At 68.4% G+C, this 14,449-nt stretch carries 16 protein-coding genes; 9 read left to right on the forward strand and 7 right to left on the reverse strand.

Annotated elements, in window-relative coordinates:
• The first annotated feature begins 2 nt into the window (after positions 1 to 2).
• The 7 genes from log to AC5Y3P_RS07745 all read left to right on the forward strand — a co-directional run bounded on the left by log (position 3) and on the right by AC5Y3P_RS07745 (position 5,559).
• On the forward strand, positions 3 to 575 hold the full coding sequence (log, locus tag AC5Y3P_RS07715) for a cytokinin riboside 5'-monophosphate phosphoribohydrolase (protein ID WP_500045306.1): 573 nt from the start codon (positions 3 to 5) through the stop codon (positions 573 to 575).
• 10 nt (positions 576 to 585) lie between these two features.
• A complete protein-coding gene (gene fadD6, locus AC5Y3P_RS07720) occupies positions 586 to 2,367 on the forward strand; it encodes a long-chain-acyl-CoA synthetase FadD6 (protein ID WP_500045307.1) in 1,782 nt (593 codons plus the stop codon).
• 70 nt (positions 2,368 to 2,437) lie between these two features.
• On the forward strand, positions 2,438 to 3,262 hold the full coding sequence (gene folP / locus AC5Y3P_RS07725; RefSeq protein ID WP_500045389.1) for a dihydropteroate synthase: 825 nt from the start codon (positions 2,438 to 2,440) through the stop codon (positions 3,260 to 3,262).
• On the forward strand, positions 3,259 to 4,203 hold the full coding sequence (locus AC5Y3P_RS07730) for a glucosyl-3-phosphoglycerate synthase (RefSeq protein WP_500045308.1): 945 nt from the start codon (positions 3,259 to 3,261) through the stop codon (positions 4,201 to 4,203). Before folP ends, AC5Y3P_RS07730 begins: the two co-directional genes overlap by 4 nt.
• 50 nt (positions 4,204 to 4,253) lie before the next feature.
• Positions 4,254 to 4,694, forward strand: coding sequence for a DivIVA domain-containing protein (locus AC5Y3P_RS07735; RefSeq protein ID WP_500045309.1), 441 nt, complete (start codon positions 4,254 to 4,256; stop codon positions 4,692 to 4,694).
• Positions 4,691 to 5,263, forward strand: coding sequence for a DNA-3-methyladenine glycosylase I (locus tag AC5Y3P_RS07740; RefSeq protein ID WP_500045310.1), 573 nt, complete (start codon positions 4,691 to 4,693; stop codon positions 5,261 to 5,263). Before AC5Y3P_RS07735 ends, AC5Y3P_RS07740 begins: the two co-directional genes overlap by 4 nt.
• Before the next feature lie 128 nt (positions 5,264 to 5,391).
• Positions 5,392 to 5,559, forward strand: a complete 168-nt coding sequence (locus AC5Y3P_RS07745; RefSeq protein WP_005059648.1) for a DUF3117 domain-containing protein — start codon at positions 5,392 to 5,394, stop codon at positions 5,557 to 5,559.
• Between the two features lie 57 nt (positions 5,560 to 5,616).
• Here the strand turns inward: AC5Y3P_RS07745 and glgA are convergent, their stop codons facing one another.
• Positions 5,617 to 6,783 (reverse strand): glycogen synthase, encoded by a 1,167-nt coding sequence (gene glgA, locus AC5Y3P_RS07750; protein ID WP_500045311.1) that lies wholly within the window; start codon positions 6,781 to 6,783, stop codon positions 5,617 to 5,619.
• Positions 6,784 to 6,912: 129 nt separating this feature from the next.
• On the opposite strand from glgA, the gene glgC reads away from it, so the two are divergent.
• Positions 6,913 to 8,127 (forward strand): glucose-1-phosphate adenylyltransferase, encoded by a 1,215-nt coding sequence (glgC, locus tag AC5Y3P_RS07755; RefSeq protein WP_500045312.1) that lies wholly within the window; start codon positions 6,913 to 6,915, stop codon positions 8,125 to 8,127.
• Here glgC and AC5Y3P_RS07760 read toward each other — a convergent pair.
• From AC5Y3P_RS07760 to AC5Y3P_RS07785, 6 genes are all read right to left on the reverse strand, one after another.
• On the reverse strand, positions 8,124 to 8,762 hold the full coding sequence (locus AC5Y3P_RS07760) for a DUF4126 domain-containing protein (protein WP_500045313.1): 639 nt from the start codon (positions 8,760 to 8,762) through the stop codon (positions 8,124 to 8,126). The genes glgC and AC5Y3P_RS07760 overlap by 4 nt on opposite strands.
• A 40-nt stretch (positions 8,763 to 8,802) precedes the next feature.
• Positions 8,803 to 9,477 (reverse strand): methyltransferase family protein, encoded by a 675-nt coding sequence (locus AC5Y3P_RS07765; protein WP_500045314.1) that lies wholly within the window; start codon positions 9,475 to 9,477, stop codon positions 8,803 to 8,805.
• Between the two features lie 10 nt (positions 9,478 to 9,487).
• On the reverse strand, positions 9,488 to 11,128 hold the full coding sequence (locus AC5Y3P_RS07770) for an ABC transporter permease (protein WP_500045315.1): 1,641 nt from the start codon (positions 11,126 to 11,128) through the stop codon (positions 9,488 to 9,490).
• A complete protein-coding gene (locus tag AC5Y3P_RS07775; RefSeq protein ID WP_500045316.1) occupies positions 11,125 to 12,051 on the reverse strand; it encodes an ABC transporter ATP-binding protein in 927 nt (308 codons plus the stop codon). Before AC5Y3P_RS07775 ends, AC5Y3P_RS07770 begins: the two co-directional genes overlap by 4 nt.
• A gap of 42 nt (positions 12,052 to 12,093) precedes the next feature.
• Positions 12,094 to 12,732, reverse strand: a complete 639-nt coding sequence (locus tag AC5Y3P_RS07780; RefSeq protein ID WP_500045317.1) for a TetR/AcrR family transcriptional regulator — start codon at positions 12,730 to 12,732, stop codon at positions 12,094 to 12,096.
• Between the two features lie 81 nt (positions 12,733 to 12,813).
• Positions 12,814 to 13,476, reverse strand: a complete 663-nt coding sequence (locus AC5Y3P_RS07785) for an O-methyltransferase (protein ID WP_500045318.1) — start codon at positions 13,474 to 13,476, stop codon at positions 12,814 to 12,816.
• A 198-nt stretch (positions 13,477 to 13,674) separates the two neighbouring features.
• On the opposite strand from AC5Y3P_RS07785, the gene sigE reads away from it, so the two are divergent.
• Positions 13,675 to 14,430, forward strand: coding sequence for an RNA polymerase sigma factor SigE (gene sigE / locus AC5Y3P_RS07790; protein ID WP_500045319.1), 756 nt, complete (start codon positions 13,675 to 13,677; stop codon positions 14,428 to 14,430).
• Positions 14,431 to 14,449 lie beyond the last annotated feature (19 nt).

Consider the following 14,449-nt stretch of genomic DNA (forward strand, 5'->3'; position numbering starts at 1 on the left):
TCGTGCAACGCGAATGGGCAGTCTGCGTCTACTGCGCGTCGGGTCCGACGCATGCCGACTTGTTGGAGTTGGCCGCCCGGGTCGGGGTGGGCATCGCCAACCGGAGCTGGACGCTGGTCTCCGGTGGCGGCAACGTCTCGGCGATGGGCGCGGTGGCGCACGGTGCGCGCTCGCGTGGCGGCGCCACCGTCGGCGTCATCCCCAAACCGCTGGTGCACCGCGAGCTCGCCGACGTCGAGGCCGACGAACTGATCGTCACCGACACCATGCGGCAGCGTAAGCAGGTCATGGAGGACCGCTCGGACGCGTTCATCACGTTGCCCGGCGGGATCGGGACGCTCGAGGAGATGTTCGAGACCTGGACCGCGGGCGTGCTCGGCATGCACTCCAAACCGGTGGTGCTGCTGGACCCGGATGGGCACTACGCAGGGCTGCTGAGCTGGCTCGACGGTCTGCGGGACAGCGGCTACGTGACCGAGGCCGCGCTGGATCGCCTGCTGGTCGTGCGGGACGTCGATGCGGCGCTGGACCTGTGTATGCCCGTGCCCGGTACCGGCGGATCGGGTTCCCGTTAGGCTGGCGGCCATGCCAGCGACCGATTCCCGCTCCTCAGTCGGCCTCTTCGACATCGTCAGCCAACTTCCCGGCCTGCTGATGGACACACCGCAGATCCTGCGGGCGGTTTCCACCGGGCTGCTCGCCCAGCCGAGCTCCAAGACCTCGATCGGCAAGGTGTTCCAGGAGCGCGCCGAGAAGTACGGCGACCGGGTGTTCCTGCGGATGGGTGAACAGAAGATCACCTACGCACAAGCCAATGCGACGGCCAACCGGTACGCCGCGGTGCTGGCCGCGCGCGGAGTCGGGCACGGCGACGTCGTCGGGATCATGCTGCGCAACTCGCCGAACGCGATCCTGACGATGCTGGCGACGGTCAAATGCGGCGCGATCGCCGGCATGATCAACTACCACCAGCGCGGTGAGGTGCTGGCGCACAGCATCGGCCTGCTGTCGGCCAAGACCATCATCTCCGAAGCCGACCTGGTGGAACACATCACCGAAAGCGGTGTGCAGACCGAGCCGGGTGTCGTGCTGACCATCGAGGAGTTCGAGGGACTGGCCGAGACCGCGCCGACCGGCAACCCGGCCTCGGCCTCGGCGGTGCTGGCCAAGGACCCCGCGTTCTACATCTTCACCTCGGGCACCACCGGGCACCCGAAGGCCAGCGTGATGACGCACCTGCGCTGGCTCAAGGCACTGGCCGGCTTCGGCGGGCTGGGCCTGCGGCTGCGCAGCGACGACACCCTGTACTCCTGCCTGCCGCTCTATCACAACAACGCCCTGACCGTCGGTGTGGCGTCTGCGCTGTCCTCCGGTGCGACGCTGGCGTTGGCCGAGAAGTTCTCCGCCTCCCGGTTCTGGGACGACGTGATCGCTTATGACGCAACGGCATTCATCTACATCGGGGAGCTGTGCCGGTACCTGCTGAACCAGCCGGCCAAGCCCACCGACCGGGCGCACAAGGTGCGGCTGATCGCCGGCAACGGTCTGCGCCCAGAGATCTGGGACGAGTTCACCGAGCGGTTCGGCATCAAGCGGGTGTGCGAGTTCTACTCGGCCAGCGAGGCCAACACCGCGTTCATCAACGTCTTCAACATTCCCAAGAGCACCGGCATCTCGTTCTTCCCGCTGGCCTACGTCGAATACGACGTGGAAACAGGTGAACCCACCCGCGACGCGAACGGTCGGGTGCGCAAGGTGCCTGCCGGTGAGCCCGGCCTGCTGATCAGCCCGGTGAACCGGCTCTCGCCGTTCGACGGCTACACCGACCCCAAGGCCAGTGAGAAGAAGCTGATCCGCAACGCCTTCAAGGACGGCGACGTCTGGTTCAACACCGGTGATGTGATGAAGCCGCAGGGTCTGGCGCACGCCGCGTTCGGGGACCGGCTCGGTGACACCTTCCGCTGGAAGGGTGAGAACGTCGCGACGACGGAGGTCGAGGCGGCACTGACGGCCGACCCGCAGATCGAGGAGTGCACGGTGTTCGGCGTCGAGGTGCCGCGCACCGGTGGCCGGGCCGGGATGGCCGCCATCCAGCTGCGCGAAGGTGAGACCTTCGACGGCATCGAGTTGGCCGAGACGCTCTACGACCGGCTGCCGGTCTACGCGATCCCGCTGTTCATCCGGGTGGTGGACACGCTTGAACACACCACGACGTTCAAGAGTCGCAAGGTCGACCTCCGTGAGCAGGCCTACGGCCCGGACGTCACCGACCCGCTGTACGTGCTGGCGGGCCGGCGCGAGGGCTACGTCCCGTTCCACGACGCGTACCCGGACGAGGTGGCCGACGGGAAGAGTCCAAAGGCCTGAGGCCCTCTAGCCTAGAGGCGTGCAGTCGACGTTCCTGGGCAAACCGGTCGCCGCGGATCGTGCCCTCATCATGGCGATCGTCAACCGAACCCCGGACTCGTTCTATGACCGCGGCGCGACCTTCACCGACGAGGCCGCCAAGGCTGCCGTGCACCGTGTCATCGAAGACGGCGCCGACGTCATCGACATCGGCGGGGTCAAAGCCGGCCCAGGTCAGCACGTCGACGCCGACGAAGAAATCGCCCGGGTGGTGCCCTTCGTCGAGTGGCTGCGCGCCACCTACCCCGAGCAGCTGATCAGCGTCGACACCTGGCGGGCCGGCGTGGCCAAACTGGCCTGCGCGGCCGGTGCGGACCTGATCAACGACACCTGGGCCGGCGCGGACCCGGGCCTGCCCGAGGTGGCCGCCGAGTTCGGCGCCGGCCTGGTCTGCTCGCACACCGGCGGCGCGATCCCGCGCACCCGCCCGTTCCGGGTCAACTACGGCACCAGCACCCGCGGCGTGGTCGACGATGTCATCCGCGAGGTGACCGCGGCCGCCGAACGCGCGGTGGCCGCCGGCGTGCGCCGGGACGCGATCCTGATCGATCCGACGCACGATTTCGGCAAGAACACTTACCACAGTCTTAGTTTGTTGCAGCACGTAAAAGACCTTGTTAAGACTGGATGGCCAGTGCTGATGGCCCTGAGCAACAAGGATTTCGTCGGGGAGACTCTGGGTGTGGGTTTGACCGAACGCCTGGAGGGCACGCTGGCTGCGACGGCTTTGGCCGCAGCCGACGGCGCGCGAATGTTCCGGGTCCACGAGGTGGGGCCCACTCGGCGCGTACTCGACATGGTGGCGTCGATCCAAGGCGTGCGTCGCCCGACGCGAACGGTGAGGGGACTGGCATGACTGCGATACCCGACGTGGCCACCGAGAACCTGGTACCAGGCGGTGACTGGTTGAGCACCAACAGCTGGAACCGCCCGCATTGGACCGTCGCCGAGCTGGAAGCCGCCAAGGCCGGCCGCACGGTGTCGGTGGTGCTGCCCGCACTCAACGAGGAAGAAACCGTCGCCTCCGTCGTCGACACCATCGCCCCGATGCTCGGCGGGCTGGTCGACGAACTCATCGTGCTGGACTCCGGGTCCACCGACGACACCGAGATCCGCGCGATCGCGGCCGGCGCCCGGGTGGTCAGCCGCGAGCAGGCGCTGCCCGAGCTGCCCCCGCAGCCGGGCAAGGGCGAGGTGCTGTGGCGCTCGCTGGCCGCCACGCACGGCGACATCGTGGCCTTCGTCGACTCCGACCTGATCGACCCGGACCCGATGTTCGTGCCGCGGCTGCTCGGGCCGCTGCTCACCCGCGACGGGATCCACCTGGTCAAGGGTTTCTACCGGCGGCCGCTGCGAGTCAGCGGCAGCGAGGACGCCAACGGCGGAGGCCGGGTGACCGAGCTGGTGGCGCGGCCGCTGCTGGCCGCGCTGCGCCCGGAGCTGGGCTGCGTGTTCCAGCCGCTCGGCGGGGAATACGCCGGCACCCGAGAGCTGCTCACCGCGGTTCCGTTCGCGCCCGGCTACGGCGTGGAGATCGGCCTGTTGATCGACGCCTACGACCGGCTCGGCCTGGACGGCATCGCGCAGGTCAACCTGGGGGTGCGGGCGCACCGCAACCGTCCGCTGACCGAACTCGGCGCGATGAGCCGGCAGGTGATCGCCACCTTGCTGAGCCGCTGCGGGATCACCGACTCCGAGGTCGGGTTGACGCAGTTCTTCGCCGACGGCGACGGCTTCACGCCGCGAACCTCGATGGTGAGTCTCGATGACCGGCCGCCGATGAACACCTTGCGCTGAGCCGGGGCGGTGCGCCGCGTCTGTCAGCGGAATCAGGCAGTATCGGTTCTGTGACGTTGGTGCTGTCCTATCTCGTGGTGCTGGTCCTGGTGGCCGTGGTGTTGTTCGGAATCGCCAGCGTGGTGTTCGGCCGCGGCGAGCGGCTGCCACCGCTGCCACGCGGCACCACCGCGACGGTGCTACCGGCCTCCGGGGTGACCAGCGCCGACGTCGAGGCGGTCAAGTTCGCCCAGAGCCTGCGCGGCTACAAGACCAGCGAGGTGGACTGGGTGCTGGACCGGCTGGCCGCCGAACTGGATGCGCTGCACGGTGAGCTGAGCCTGCTGCGCGGTGTCGACGCGGCGGCCCCGACCCGGCACGGTGAGCACCGCGCTCCCGCGCACGCCGCCGCCGACAACGACCCCGGCTCGGACGCCGACGTCGACCAGGGTGCCGGGGCCGAAACCACGTCGGAAACCACATCGGCTGTCGAGGCCGAGGACCGCCGGTGAGCGCACCGGGGGACGGGCGGATCCGCTGCGGCTGGGCCGACGGCAGCTCAGCGCTGTACCGCGATTATCACGACCAGGAGTGGGGCCGGCCGCTGCGCGGGCAGGTCGCGCTGTTCGAACGGCTCAGCCTCGAGGCATTCCAGAGCGGCCTGTCCTGGCTGACCATCCTGCGCAAGCGGGACAACTTCCGGGCCGCCTTCGACGGGTTCGACGTCGAGCACGTCGCCGGCTACGGCAGCGCTGAGGTGCAGCGTCTGATGGCCGACGCCGGGATCGTGCGCAACCGGGCCAAGATCGAGGCCACGATCGCCAATGCCCGCGCCATCGCAGCTCTTGACCTGGACTTTTCCGACTTGCTGTGGGGGTTCGCGCCGCCCCCGCGGCCGCGTCCGGCGCGCCTGGACGACGTTCCGGCGACCAGCCCGGAATCGGTCGCGATGGCCAAGGAGCTCAAACGCCGGGGCTTCCGATTCGTCGGGCCCACCACGGCATATGCCCTGATGCAGGCCACCGGGATGGTCGACGATCACGTGGCCGATTGCTGGGTTCGGCCCGGCCCCGACCGCTGAATCCAGGCCCGCCGAGAGGGTCTTTGCACACCGCACTGCTCGGATAGGGAACAATAGAGGGGTAAAGCAGCAGTTCAGGCTGACTGGCCCGAGGCGTTGGGCCTGCGCAGATGTGGAGGGAGCACTCGATGGCGGCCATGAAGCCCCGCACCGGTGACGGTCCTTTGGAGGCGACCAAGGAGGGGCGCGGCATCGTGATGCGAGTACCGCTGGAAGGCGGCGGCCGGCTCGTCGTCGAGCTGACTCCTGACGAAGCAGCCGCGCTCGGCGACGAACTCAAGAACGTCACCAGCTAGGCATCCGCATCGGTCCTCGCGCACTGGCGCGAGGACCGATTCACGGGTGGCGGTTGTTCAGGCCCCGACCGCTCGGTAGATCGCGACGGTCTGCTCGGCAATGCGCGCCCAGCTGAATTCGGCGATGCAGCGTTGGCGGCCGGCCCGGCCGTAGCGGGCCGCGCGGTCGGGATCGCCGACCAAGGCGTTGACCGCCTCGGCCAGTCCGGCTTCGAAGGCCTCGGGGTCGGTCGGCAGGCACGGCACCAAGGTCCCGGTGACGCCGTCGTCGACCACCTCCGGGATTCCGCCGACCGCCGAGGCCACCACCGCGGTACCGCACGCCATCGCTTCGAGGTTCACGATGCCCAGCGGCTCGTACACCGATGGACACACGAAAACCGTTGCTGCGGACAGAATCTCGCAAATCTTGCCGATCGGCAGCATTTCCTGCACCCAGAACACCCCGGTGCGGGCCGCCGAGAGGTTCTGCACGGCCGCGGCGACTTCCTCGGAGATCTCCGGGGTGTCCGGAGCGCCGGCGCACAACACCAGCTGCACTTCGGGAGTGAACCGGTGCGCGGCGGCCACCAGATGCGCGACGCCCTTCTGCCGGGTGATGCGGCCCACGAACGCCACCACCGGGCGGTTCGGGTCGACGCCGAGTTGGTGCAGCACCGAAGCGTCGTCGGCCCACGGGTCCACCGGTTGCCAGACCGTGGCGTCCACACCGTTCTTGACCACGTGCACCCGGTCCGGATCCAGGTCGGGGTAGACCCGCAGCACGTCCTCGCGCATACCCGCGCTGACTGCGATGACGGCGTCGGCGGCTTCCATCGCGGTCCGCTCCACCCAGGACGACACCCGGTACCCGCCGCCGAGTTGCTCGGCCTTCCAGGGCCGCAACGGTTCCAGCGAATGCGCCGTCAGCACATGCGGGATGTCGTGCAGCAACGCAGTCAGATGCCCGGCCATCCCGGTGTACCAGGTGTGCGAGTGCGCCACCGTGGCAGCACCGGCTGCATTGGCCATCACCAGATCGGCCGACAACGTCGTCAGCGCCGCATTGGCCCCGTGCAACGCCGGATCGGAGGCGGCCACGGTCACCCCCGGGCGCGCTGCACCCATGCAATGCACGTCGACGTCGACGAGCCGGCGCAGGTTCGCGACGAGTTCGGTGACGTGCACGCCGGCCCCGCCGTAGACCTCCGGCGGGTACTCCCGAGTCATCATCGCCACGCGCATACTCCCAGACCGTAGTGGTCGGGCCGCGGGGCCGCAGCGGGCCCCTGAGTCTGCGGCCCGGCGACACGAATCCGCTGCATTCCGGTGTAGCAGTGGCCGCGCCCTGCGCGTGCCGATAGGTTTGTCGGCATGAGGGAAGCACCACATGTGCTGGGCATCGTCCTGGCTGGCGGGGAGGGCAAGCGGCTCTATCCCCTGACAGCGGACCGGGCCAAGCCTGCGGTGCCGTTCGGGGGCGGATACCGGTTGATCGATTTCGTGTTGTCGAATCTGGTCAACGCCCGGTTCTTGCGGATCTGCGTTCTCACGCAATACAAGTCGCATTCACTCGACCGACACATTTCGCAGAACTGGCGGCTGTCCGGCCTGGCCGGCGAGTACATCACCCCGGTGCCGGCGCAGCAGCGGCTGGGCCCGCGCTGGTACACCGGGTCGGCCGATGCGATCTATCAGTCGATGAACCTGATCTATGACGAAGACCCGGACTACATCGTGATCTTCGGGGCCGATCACGTGTACCGGATGGATCCCGAGCAGATGCTGCGCCACCACATCGAATGCGGCGCCGGAGCCACCGTCGCCGGGATCCGGGCGCCGCGCGCGGAAGCCACGGCGTTCGGCTGCATCGACTCCGACGACTCGGGCCGGATCCGCAGCTTCATCGAGAAGCCGGCCGACCCACCCGGCACTCCCGACGATCCCGAGCAGACCTTCGTGTCGATGGGCAACTACATCTTCACCACCAAGGTGCTGATCGACGCGATCAAGGCCGACGCCGAAGACGACCACTCCGACCACGACATGGGCGGCGACATCATCCCGCGTCTGGTCGCCGACGGCATGGCCTCGGTGTACGACTTCAACAACAACGTGGTGCCCGGGGCCACCGAACGTGACCACGGCTACTGGCGCGACGTCGGCACCCTGGACGCGTTCTACGACGCGCACATGGACCTGGTGTCGGTGCACCCGGTGTTCAACCTGTACAACCGGCGCTGGCCGATCCGCGGCGGCGCCGAGAACCTGGCCCCGGCCAAGTTCGTCAACGGCGGCTCGGCCCAGGAGTCGGTGGTCGGGGCCGGCAGCATCATCTCGGCGGCCTCGGTGCGCAACTCGGTGCTGTCGTCCAATGTCACCATCGACGACGGCGCCATCGTCGAAGGCAGCGTGCTGATGCCGGGCGTGCGGGTCGGGCGCGGCGCGGTGGTGCGCAAGGCGATCCTGGACAAGAACGTCGTCGTCGGGCCGGGTGAGATGGTCGGCGTCGACCTGGACAAGGACCGGGACCGGTTCTCGATCAGCGCCGGCGGCGTGGTCGCCGTCGGCAAGGGCGTCTGGATCTAGCTCAGCGGCTCGTGCCAGTCCTCGGCCATCGATTCCGGCGGCGCGTAGCCGACGCTCTGTCTGCTGCGCCGCAGCCGCCGCCACAACCGCCAGCCGGTCCAGATCAGGCCGAGCAGGATCAGCAGCACCAGCACCGGTAGCAGCAGCGCGATGAACACCAGGGAGAAACTGGTGACATCCTCGACGGTGGACAGCATCGGGGCGGCCACCCCCGCGGTCGCGACGTTGGCCGCCGGTCGCACAGCGGATTTGACCAACGACACCACCAGCGCGACGACGATGCCGATCAATACCGGCACCCAACCGCCGGAAACCGCCCACTGGCCCGGGTCGGCCACCGCCGCGGTTTCGGCCGCGGTGCCCGAACCGAACACGATGCCACCCGAGGCCGGGCGCACGAAGGTCTGCACGGTGTCATTGAGCGAATCCAGTGCCGGCACCTTGTCGGCGACGATCTCGACCAGCAGCAGCACCGTGAGGATGGCCAGCACCCAACCGTTTTCCATCCAGTTCCAGCCGGCCGGGAGGTGGACCAGATCGGTGAACCGCGCCAGCACGCCCAGCAGCAGCACCGGGATGTAGGCGTTCAGGCCCGCCGCGGTGGAAAGTCCCAGCCCGGTCAGCAACTGCTCCATGGCACCAGTATGGGTCAGCGAGCGTGCCGGCCGAGCTGAATCACCACACCCCGGGCAGCAATCGGTAGCGCACCTCGCGGGTGTACTCGCGGTAGCCGGAAAGCCCTTCGGTCAGCACCTTCTCCTCATCGACGATGCGCGCGGCCAACAGACCCAGCGCTGGGATCACCACCGCCAGGCCCCAGAACGAGTCCAGGGCCGGCGGCATGCCGAGCAACATCAGCGCGCCACCGGAGTACATCGGATGGCGCACCCAGGCGTACAGCCCGGTGGTGACCAGCGGCTGATCCGCCTCGACGGCGACTGTTGCGGCCGCGTAGGCATTTTGGATGACGACGGCTTGGGTCACCAGCAGGCCAGCGAGGACCACGACGTCGCCGAGGATGACCACCGCGGGCGGCACCGATGACCAGCCGAACCGATGGTCCAAGGCACTGACCAGCACGGCGGCGAACACTGTCAGGTAGATCCCGGCGACGATCAGGCGCTGACCGAGGCGCGGTTCGGCCAACGGGCCGGTGCGTAGTCGGCGGCGTAGCGCGTCGGGACTGCGCACCGCCAGATACCCGCTCGGCCCGATCGTGGCGACGACGAACACCGCGATGAACAGCCAGGCCTGCCAGTAGTTCAGGGTGCCGGCCGGGAGGAACAGCGCGACGCCGAAGAACACCACGCTGAACAGCGCCGCGGCCAGCAGTTGTAGTGCAATTTTCACGGTGGCCTCCTCACCGAAGATCGCGACGGCGAAAGCCGATGGCGCCCAACGTGATCAGGGCGGCATCCAGGAGCAGTAGCCAGAACAGCGGTGCGACGCTGAAGGTTTGGTCAGCCAGCAGTGGGATGTGGCTGAACGGTTCCAGGTTGCGGACCCACTGTGGAAACCCGGACAGCGAACCGAGCAGATAGAGCGCGACGAATCCGACCAGCACCCCCCAGGACGCCGGAGTCCCGCGCGGCGCCAGGCCGAACAATGCGACGGTCACCCCGACCAGCAACCAGACCGCGGGCAGCTGCATGGCGGCAGTGCCGAGGGTGTCGAGCAGCTTGGTGCCGACATCGTCTGCGGCGATGCCGTAGCTCAGACCGGTGATGAAACCCGCGGCCAGCATCGCCGCGCCGGTGCCCAGCAGTGCGATACTGACATGGCTTGCCAGCCAACGTAATCGACTCACTGCACCGGCGAGTACCGGTTCGGCGCGCTGGGCGGTCTCCTCATGGTGCAGACGCAACGCCATCGCGATGCCGAACGCCGCCGCCATCAACCCCAGCATGTTGAAGGCCACCGCGATGAAGGATTGCTCCAGCGCGTCGCTTCCGCCGAGTCGGGTGACGACTTCCTGGGCGACCACGCTGCCGCCGATCTCGTCGGCGATACCGTGCGTGACGCTGCCCACCAACAGGCCGTACAGGCACAGCCCGATCGTCCACAACAACAGCGCGCCCCGGCTCAGCCGCCAGGCCAGATTCGCCGGACTGCGCAGGGCCGGTGCCCCAGCACCCGGGCCGGGCCGGGCCGCGAACAGCCCGGCGCCCACATCGCGGGCCGCCAGCAGTCGATACCCGAGCGCGGTGAGTAGCACGGTGGCGACCAGATGCAGCAGCAGTACCCACCAGCGTTCGTCGGCATACGGTCGGATCTGCAGTGACCAGCCCAGCGGGGAAAGCCAGGACAGCCAACCGGCGCCGGCGTCGCCGACCGCACGCAGCGCGAACGCTGCGGCCAGGACGGCGAACGCAGCACCGCGACACGTTCGTGCGCTGGCCGACAACTGCGCGGCGACTGCGGCCACCGCACTGAACGCCAGGCCGGATCCGGCCAGCGCCAAACAGAATGCCAGCGATCCGGCTGCCGGCACCTCGGTGGTCAGCAGTCCGGCAAGACCGATCGATGCGGTCAACACCGAGGCCCCCGATGCCAACAGCAGTGCGGCGGTCAGGCCGGCGTGCCGACCCACCACGGTGGAGTCGAGCAGTTCGGTGCGGCCCAGTTCCTCGTCGGCCCGGGTGTGCCGAATCACGGTCAGGATCACCGCGACCGCGATCAACAGGTGGAAGATGCCGGCCTTCCAGATTCCGACGGCGCCCAGCGAATCGCCGAAGACCACCCCGTACATCGCCCGCTGGGCCGGGCTGGCCATGATCGAGTCGACGACGGCGGCGCGATCGGCGGCGTTCGGGTAGACCGCGGCCATGCTGCCGATGTAGACGCTGGACAGCGGAACCGAGAGCAGCAGCACCCACAGCGGCAGCACCACCCGGTCCCGGCGCAGGTAGAGCCGCAGCAGCCCAAGGGTTCCGGTGAAATTCGAAGCGGGACCTCGGGCCCGGTCCGGGTGCGAGATGCGGGTCAGGGTTGCCGTGCTCATCGTCGGGCTCCCACCGTCGCGTCCCGGCTGCGGTCGGCCCCGTCGACGTCATAATGGCGCAGGAACAGTTCCTCCAGCGTGGGCGGCGCACTGGTCAGGCTGCGCACCCCGGCGCCGCCGAGTACCCGGATCAGCTCGCCGAGGCTTTCGGACTCGGCTTGGGCGTGCAGCGTGTGGCCGTCGAAGCTGACGTCGGACACGCCTCGGATGCGGCTGACATCGCCTGGGTCTCGGAGCATTTCGGCCTTGATCGAGGTGCGGGACAGATGCCGCATCGACTGCAGGGTCCCCGATTCGACCGTACGTCCGGCCCGGATGATCGTCACCGCGCCGCACAGTGCCTCGGTCTCGGCCAGGATGTGGCTGGACAGCAGTACGGTCGTGCCACGTGCGGCTGCCTCCCGGACACACTCCCGGAACACGTTCTCCATCAAGGGATCCAGGCCACTGCTGGGTTCGTCGAGCAGCAGCAGCGCGGCGTGGGAGGAGAACGCCGAGATCAGTGAGACCTTCTGGCGGTTGCCCTTGGAATAGGTGCGCGCCTTCTTGGTCGGATCCAACGCGAATCGCTCGATCAACTCGGCGCGTCGGTTCTCGTCGATGCCACCGCGCATTCGGGCCAGCAGGTCGATGGTCTCGCCACCGGTCAGCGTCGGCCACAGCGTGACATCGCCGGGGACGTAGGCGATGTCACGGTGCAGTCGGACCGCATCACGCCACGGGTCGCCGCCGAGCAATCGCACGCGGCCGCGGTCGGCCTTGACCAGGCCCAGCAAGATCCGGATGGTGGTGGACTTGCCCGCGCCGTTGGGGCCGAGGAACCCGTGCACCTCGCCGGTGCGCACCGTGAGGTCCAAGCCGTCCAGTGCCCGCACCGATCCGAAAGTCTTGACCAGTTGCTGAATTTCGATGGCGTTGGGCATGGCGATCGCTCCTTCAGGTGCGTTCTGTTGCCGTCGTGCTGCTCACGGTGGCGGTTGCAGGCCGGCGCCGTCGGCCAGGAAGGCTTGGTACATGGTGGGCTCGGTCATCAGGCCCTCGGTGAAGATCTCGAGTGCCGGGAGCACCATGTCGCGGGCATAGTCGCGCAGTACCGCGCGCATGTCCTCGGGGTTTTCGTGCAGCTGCAGGTAGAGCAGGAACGCGCCGCCGCCGGCCATCGCCAGGTAGCGGGCCCGGGCCTTCGGGTTGCGGCTGGGTTTGAGCGTGCCGGCCCGCACCCCCTCGTCCAGGTACTGTTCGGCATTGTCGATCATGGTGCGCCACAACGAAGTTGCCAGATCGCCGCCGGTCTGCATGCTGCGCACCAGATAGGTCATCACGGGCGCGTACTCGTCGATCTCCGCGACGGCGGCGAACCAGGCGCTGGGGTCCGGGGCGCGTAGGGATTCGCTCTTGGATTCGCGCACCAACTCGGCCACGTAGTCGTCGCAGGCTTGGCGCAGACCGTCCTTGGAACCGAAGTGGTGGATCACCAGGCCTGGGCTCACCCCGGCGGCCTTGGCGATCGCGCGGACACCGGCACCGAAACCGTGCTGACCGAATTGCTCGACGGCCGCCTGGCGGATCCGGGCGACTGCGGTCAGATCTTCGGCTGAACGCATGTTCAATAGCCTAAACCCACGTTCAATGTCCGTCAAGGGAGGCACCGAGTGCCCGTCACGGGAAATGCGGCAGCGTGCGGTTCAGTCGCGCACGGCGGCCAGGATGCCGTCGCCCAGCGGGAGCAGCACCGGCGTGAAGCGTTCGTCCTCGGCGATCAACCGGGCCGCCTCGCGTACCGCGGTGACCTCGGCGTCGTTGGCGTTGGGGTCACCCGCGCGACCACCCAGGGCGGCGCGATGAACGACGATCACCCCGCCCGGTCGCAGCAGCCGGATCGCCTCGACCACGAACTCGGGTTGATCGCCCGGCGCGGAGTCGATGAACACCAGGTCGTAGGAGTCATTGGCGAGTCGGGTCAGCACCTCTTGGGCCCGGCCGTTGATCAGCCGGGTGCGGGACGGGCCGATGCCACCCTCGGCGAACGCCTGCTTGGCCAGGCGTTGATGCTCGGGCTCGATGTCGATGGTGGTCAACACCCCGTCGTCGCGCATGCCGGAAAGCAGCCACAGCCCGCTCACCCCGGCGCCGGTGCCGACCTCGACCACGGCCTTGCCGCCGGAGAGTTTGGCCAGCAGGCTCAGCAACGCACCGACCGCGGGCGTCACCGCACCCGAGCCGATGTCCTCGGCGCGCTCCCGCGCGGCGGCCAGCACGGCGTCCTCGGAGATCGAACCTTCGGCGTGGGCCAGCATGGCCGCGGCCCTGCTGGTGGCGGGGTCGCCGCTGCCCGAATCTGTGCCCATGAGCGCAGCGTAGAGCCAATCCCGGGCGCTGTGGAAACCAACGCGCCAGACACCGTCGGACCCGCCGCGGACGTCGCGCTGCGATCCGGCCGTCCGAAACCGGCATCGGCCCAGCGTGACCGCCCCCGATCGGCATTCTCAGTGAAACTTCAGTGTGCTCATATACCCAGCACAATGCGGTGCCGGACGGTGGTCGTCATGGAGCGCGGTGACCGCTGGTTCGGGAATATGCACCTCCCACTTCGTGTTGGGCAAGGTGACGACCCGCAAGCGGCGCCCAGCGCCCAGTCTCAGGAGGATCCGACGGCCACCACATTGACCGCGCCCGCACACATGTCGCACTTCGAGCCGGACACCACCGAGTGGGTGGAGCCCCAAGAGGAGTTGCACGGCACTGCCGTGTTCGACGCAACCGGTGACCTGTCCACCATGCCGTCCTGGGACGAGTTGGTGCGGCAGCACGCCGACCGGGTGTACCGGCTGGCCTACCGGCTGTCCGGCAACCAGCACGACGCCGAGGACCTCACCCAGGAGACATTCATCCGGGTGTTCAAGTCCGTGCAGAACTACCAGCCGGGCACCTTCGAAGGCTGGCTGCACCGCATCACCACCAACCTGTTCCTGGACATGGTGCGTCGTCGGGCCCGGATCCGGATGGAGGCGTTGCCCGAGGATTACGACCGGGTGCCGGCCGACGAACCGAACCCCGAGCAGATCTACCACGACGCCCGGCTCGACCCGGATCTGCAGGCGGCCCTGGATTCGTTGCCGCCGGAATTCCGCGCCGCGGTCGTGCTGTGTGACATCGAAGGTCTGTCCTACGAGGAGATCGGTGCCACGCTGGATGTGAAGCTGGGCACCGTGCGCAGCCGCATCCACCGCGGTCGGCAAGCCATCCGCGAGTTCCTTGCCGCCCGCGCCGACCAGCCCGACGCGGCCGCCCACCCCGCCTGATCACGAGTTCGCCACCAGT

The sequence above is a fragment of the Mycobacterium sp. NGS45 genome (assembly GCF_059812645.1).

Excerpts from the sequence above, each read along its gene's own strand:
- fadD6 (WP_500045307.1), top strand. The coding sequence starts at position 586 with ATGCCAGCGACCGATTCCCGCTCCTCAGTCGGCCTCTTCGACATCGTC.
- folP (WP_500045389.1), top strand. The coding sequence starts at position 2,438 with ATGGCGATCGTCAACCGAACCCCGGACTCGTTCTATGACCGCGGCGCG.
- AC5Y3P_RS07730 (WP_500045308.1), top strand. The coding sequence starts at position 3,259 with ATGACTGCGATACCCGACGTGGCCACCGAGAACCTGGTACCAGGCGGT.
- AC5Y3P_RS07745 (WP_005059648.1), top strand. The coding sequence starts at position 5,392 with ATGGCGGCCATGAAGCCCCGCACCGGTGACGGTCCTTTGGAGGCGACC.
- glgA (WP_500045311.1), bottom strand. The coding sequence starts at position 6,783 with ATGCGCGTGGCGATGATGACTCGGGAGTACCCGCCGGAGGTCTACGGC.
- glgC (WP_500045312.1), top strand. The coding sequence starts at position 6,913 with ATGAGGGAAGCACCACATGTGCTGGGCATCGTCCTGGCTGGCGGGGAG.
- AC5Y3P_RS07760 (WP_500045313.1), bottom strand. The coding sequence starts at position 8,762 with ATGGAGCAGTTGCTGACCGGGCTGGGACTTTCCACCGCGGCGGGCCTG.
- AC5Y3P_RS07770 (WP_500045315.1), bottom strand. The coding sequence starts at position 11,128 with ATGAGCACGGCAACCCTGACCCGCATCTCGCACCCGGACCGGGCCCGA.
- AC5Y3P_RS07775 (WP_500045316.1), bottom strand. The coding sequence starts at position 12,051 with ATGCCCAACGCCATCGAAATTCAGCAACTGGTCAAGACTTTCGGATCG.
- AC5Y3P_RS07780 (WP_500045317.1), bottom strand. The coding sequence starts at position 12,732 with ATGCGTTCAGCCGAAGATCTGACCGCAGTCGCCCGGATCCGCCAGGCG.
- AC5Y3P_RS07785 (WP_500045318.1), bottom strand. The coding sequence starts at position 13,476 with ATGGGCACAGATTCGGGCAGCGGCGACCCCGCCACCAGCAGGGCCGCG.
- sigE (WP_500045319.1), top strand. The coding sequence starts at position 13,675 with ATGGAGCGCGGTGACCGCTGGTTCGGGAATATGCACCTCCCACTTCGT.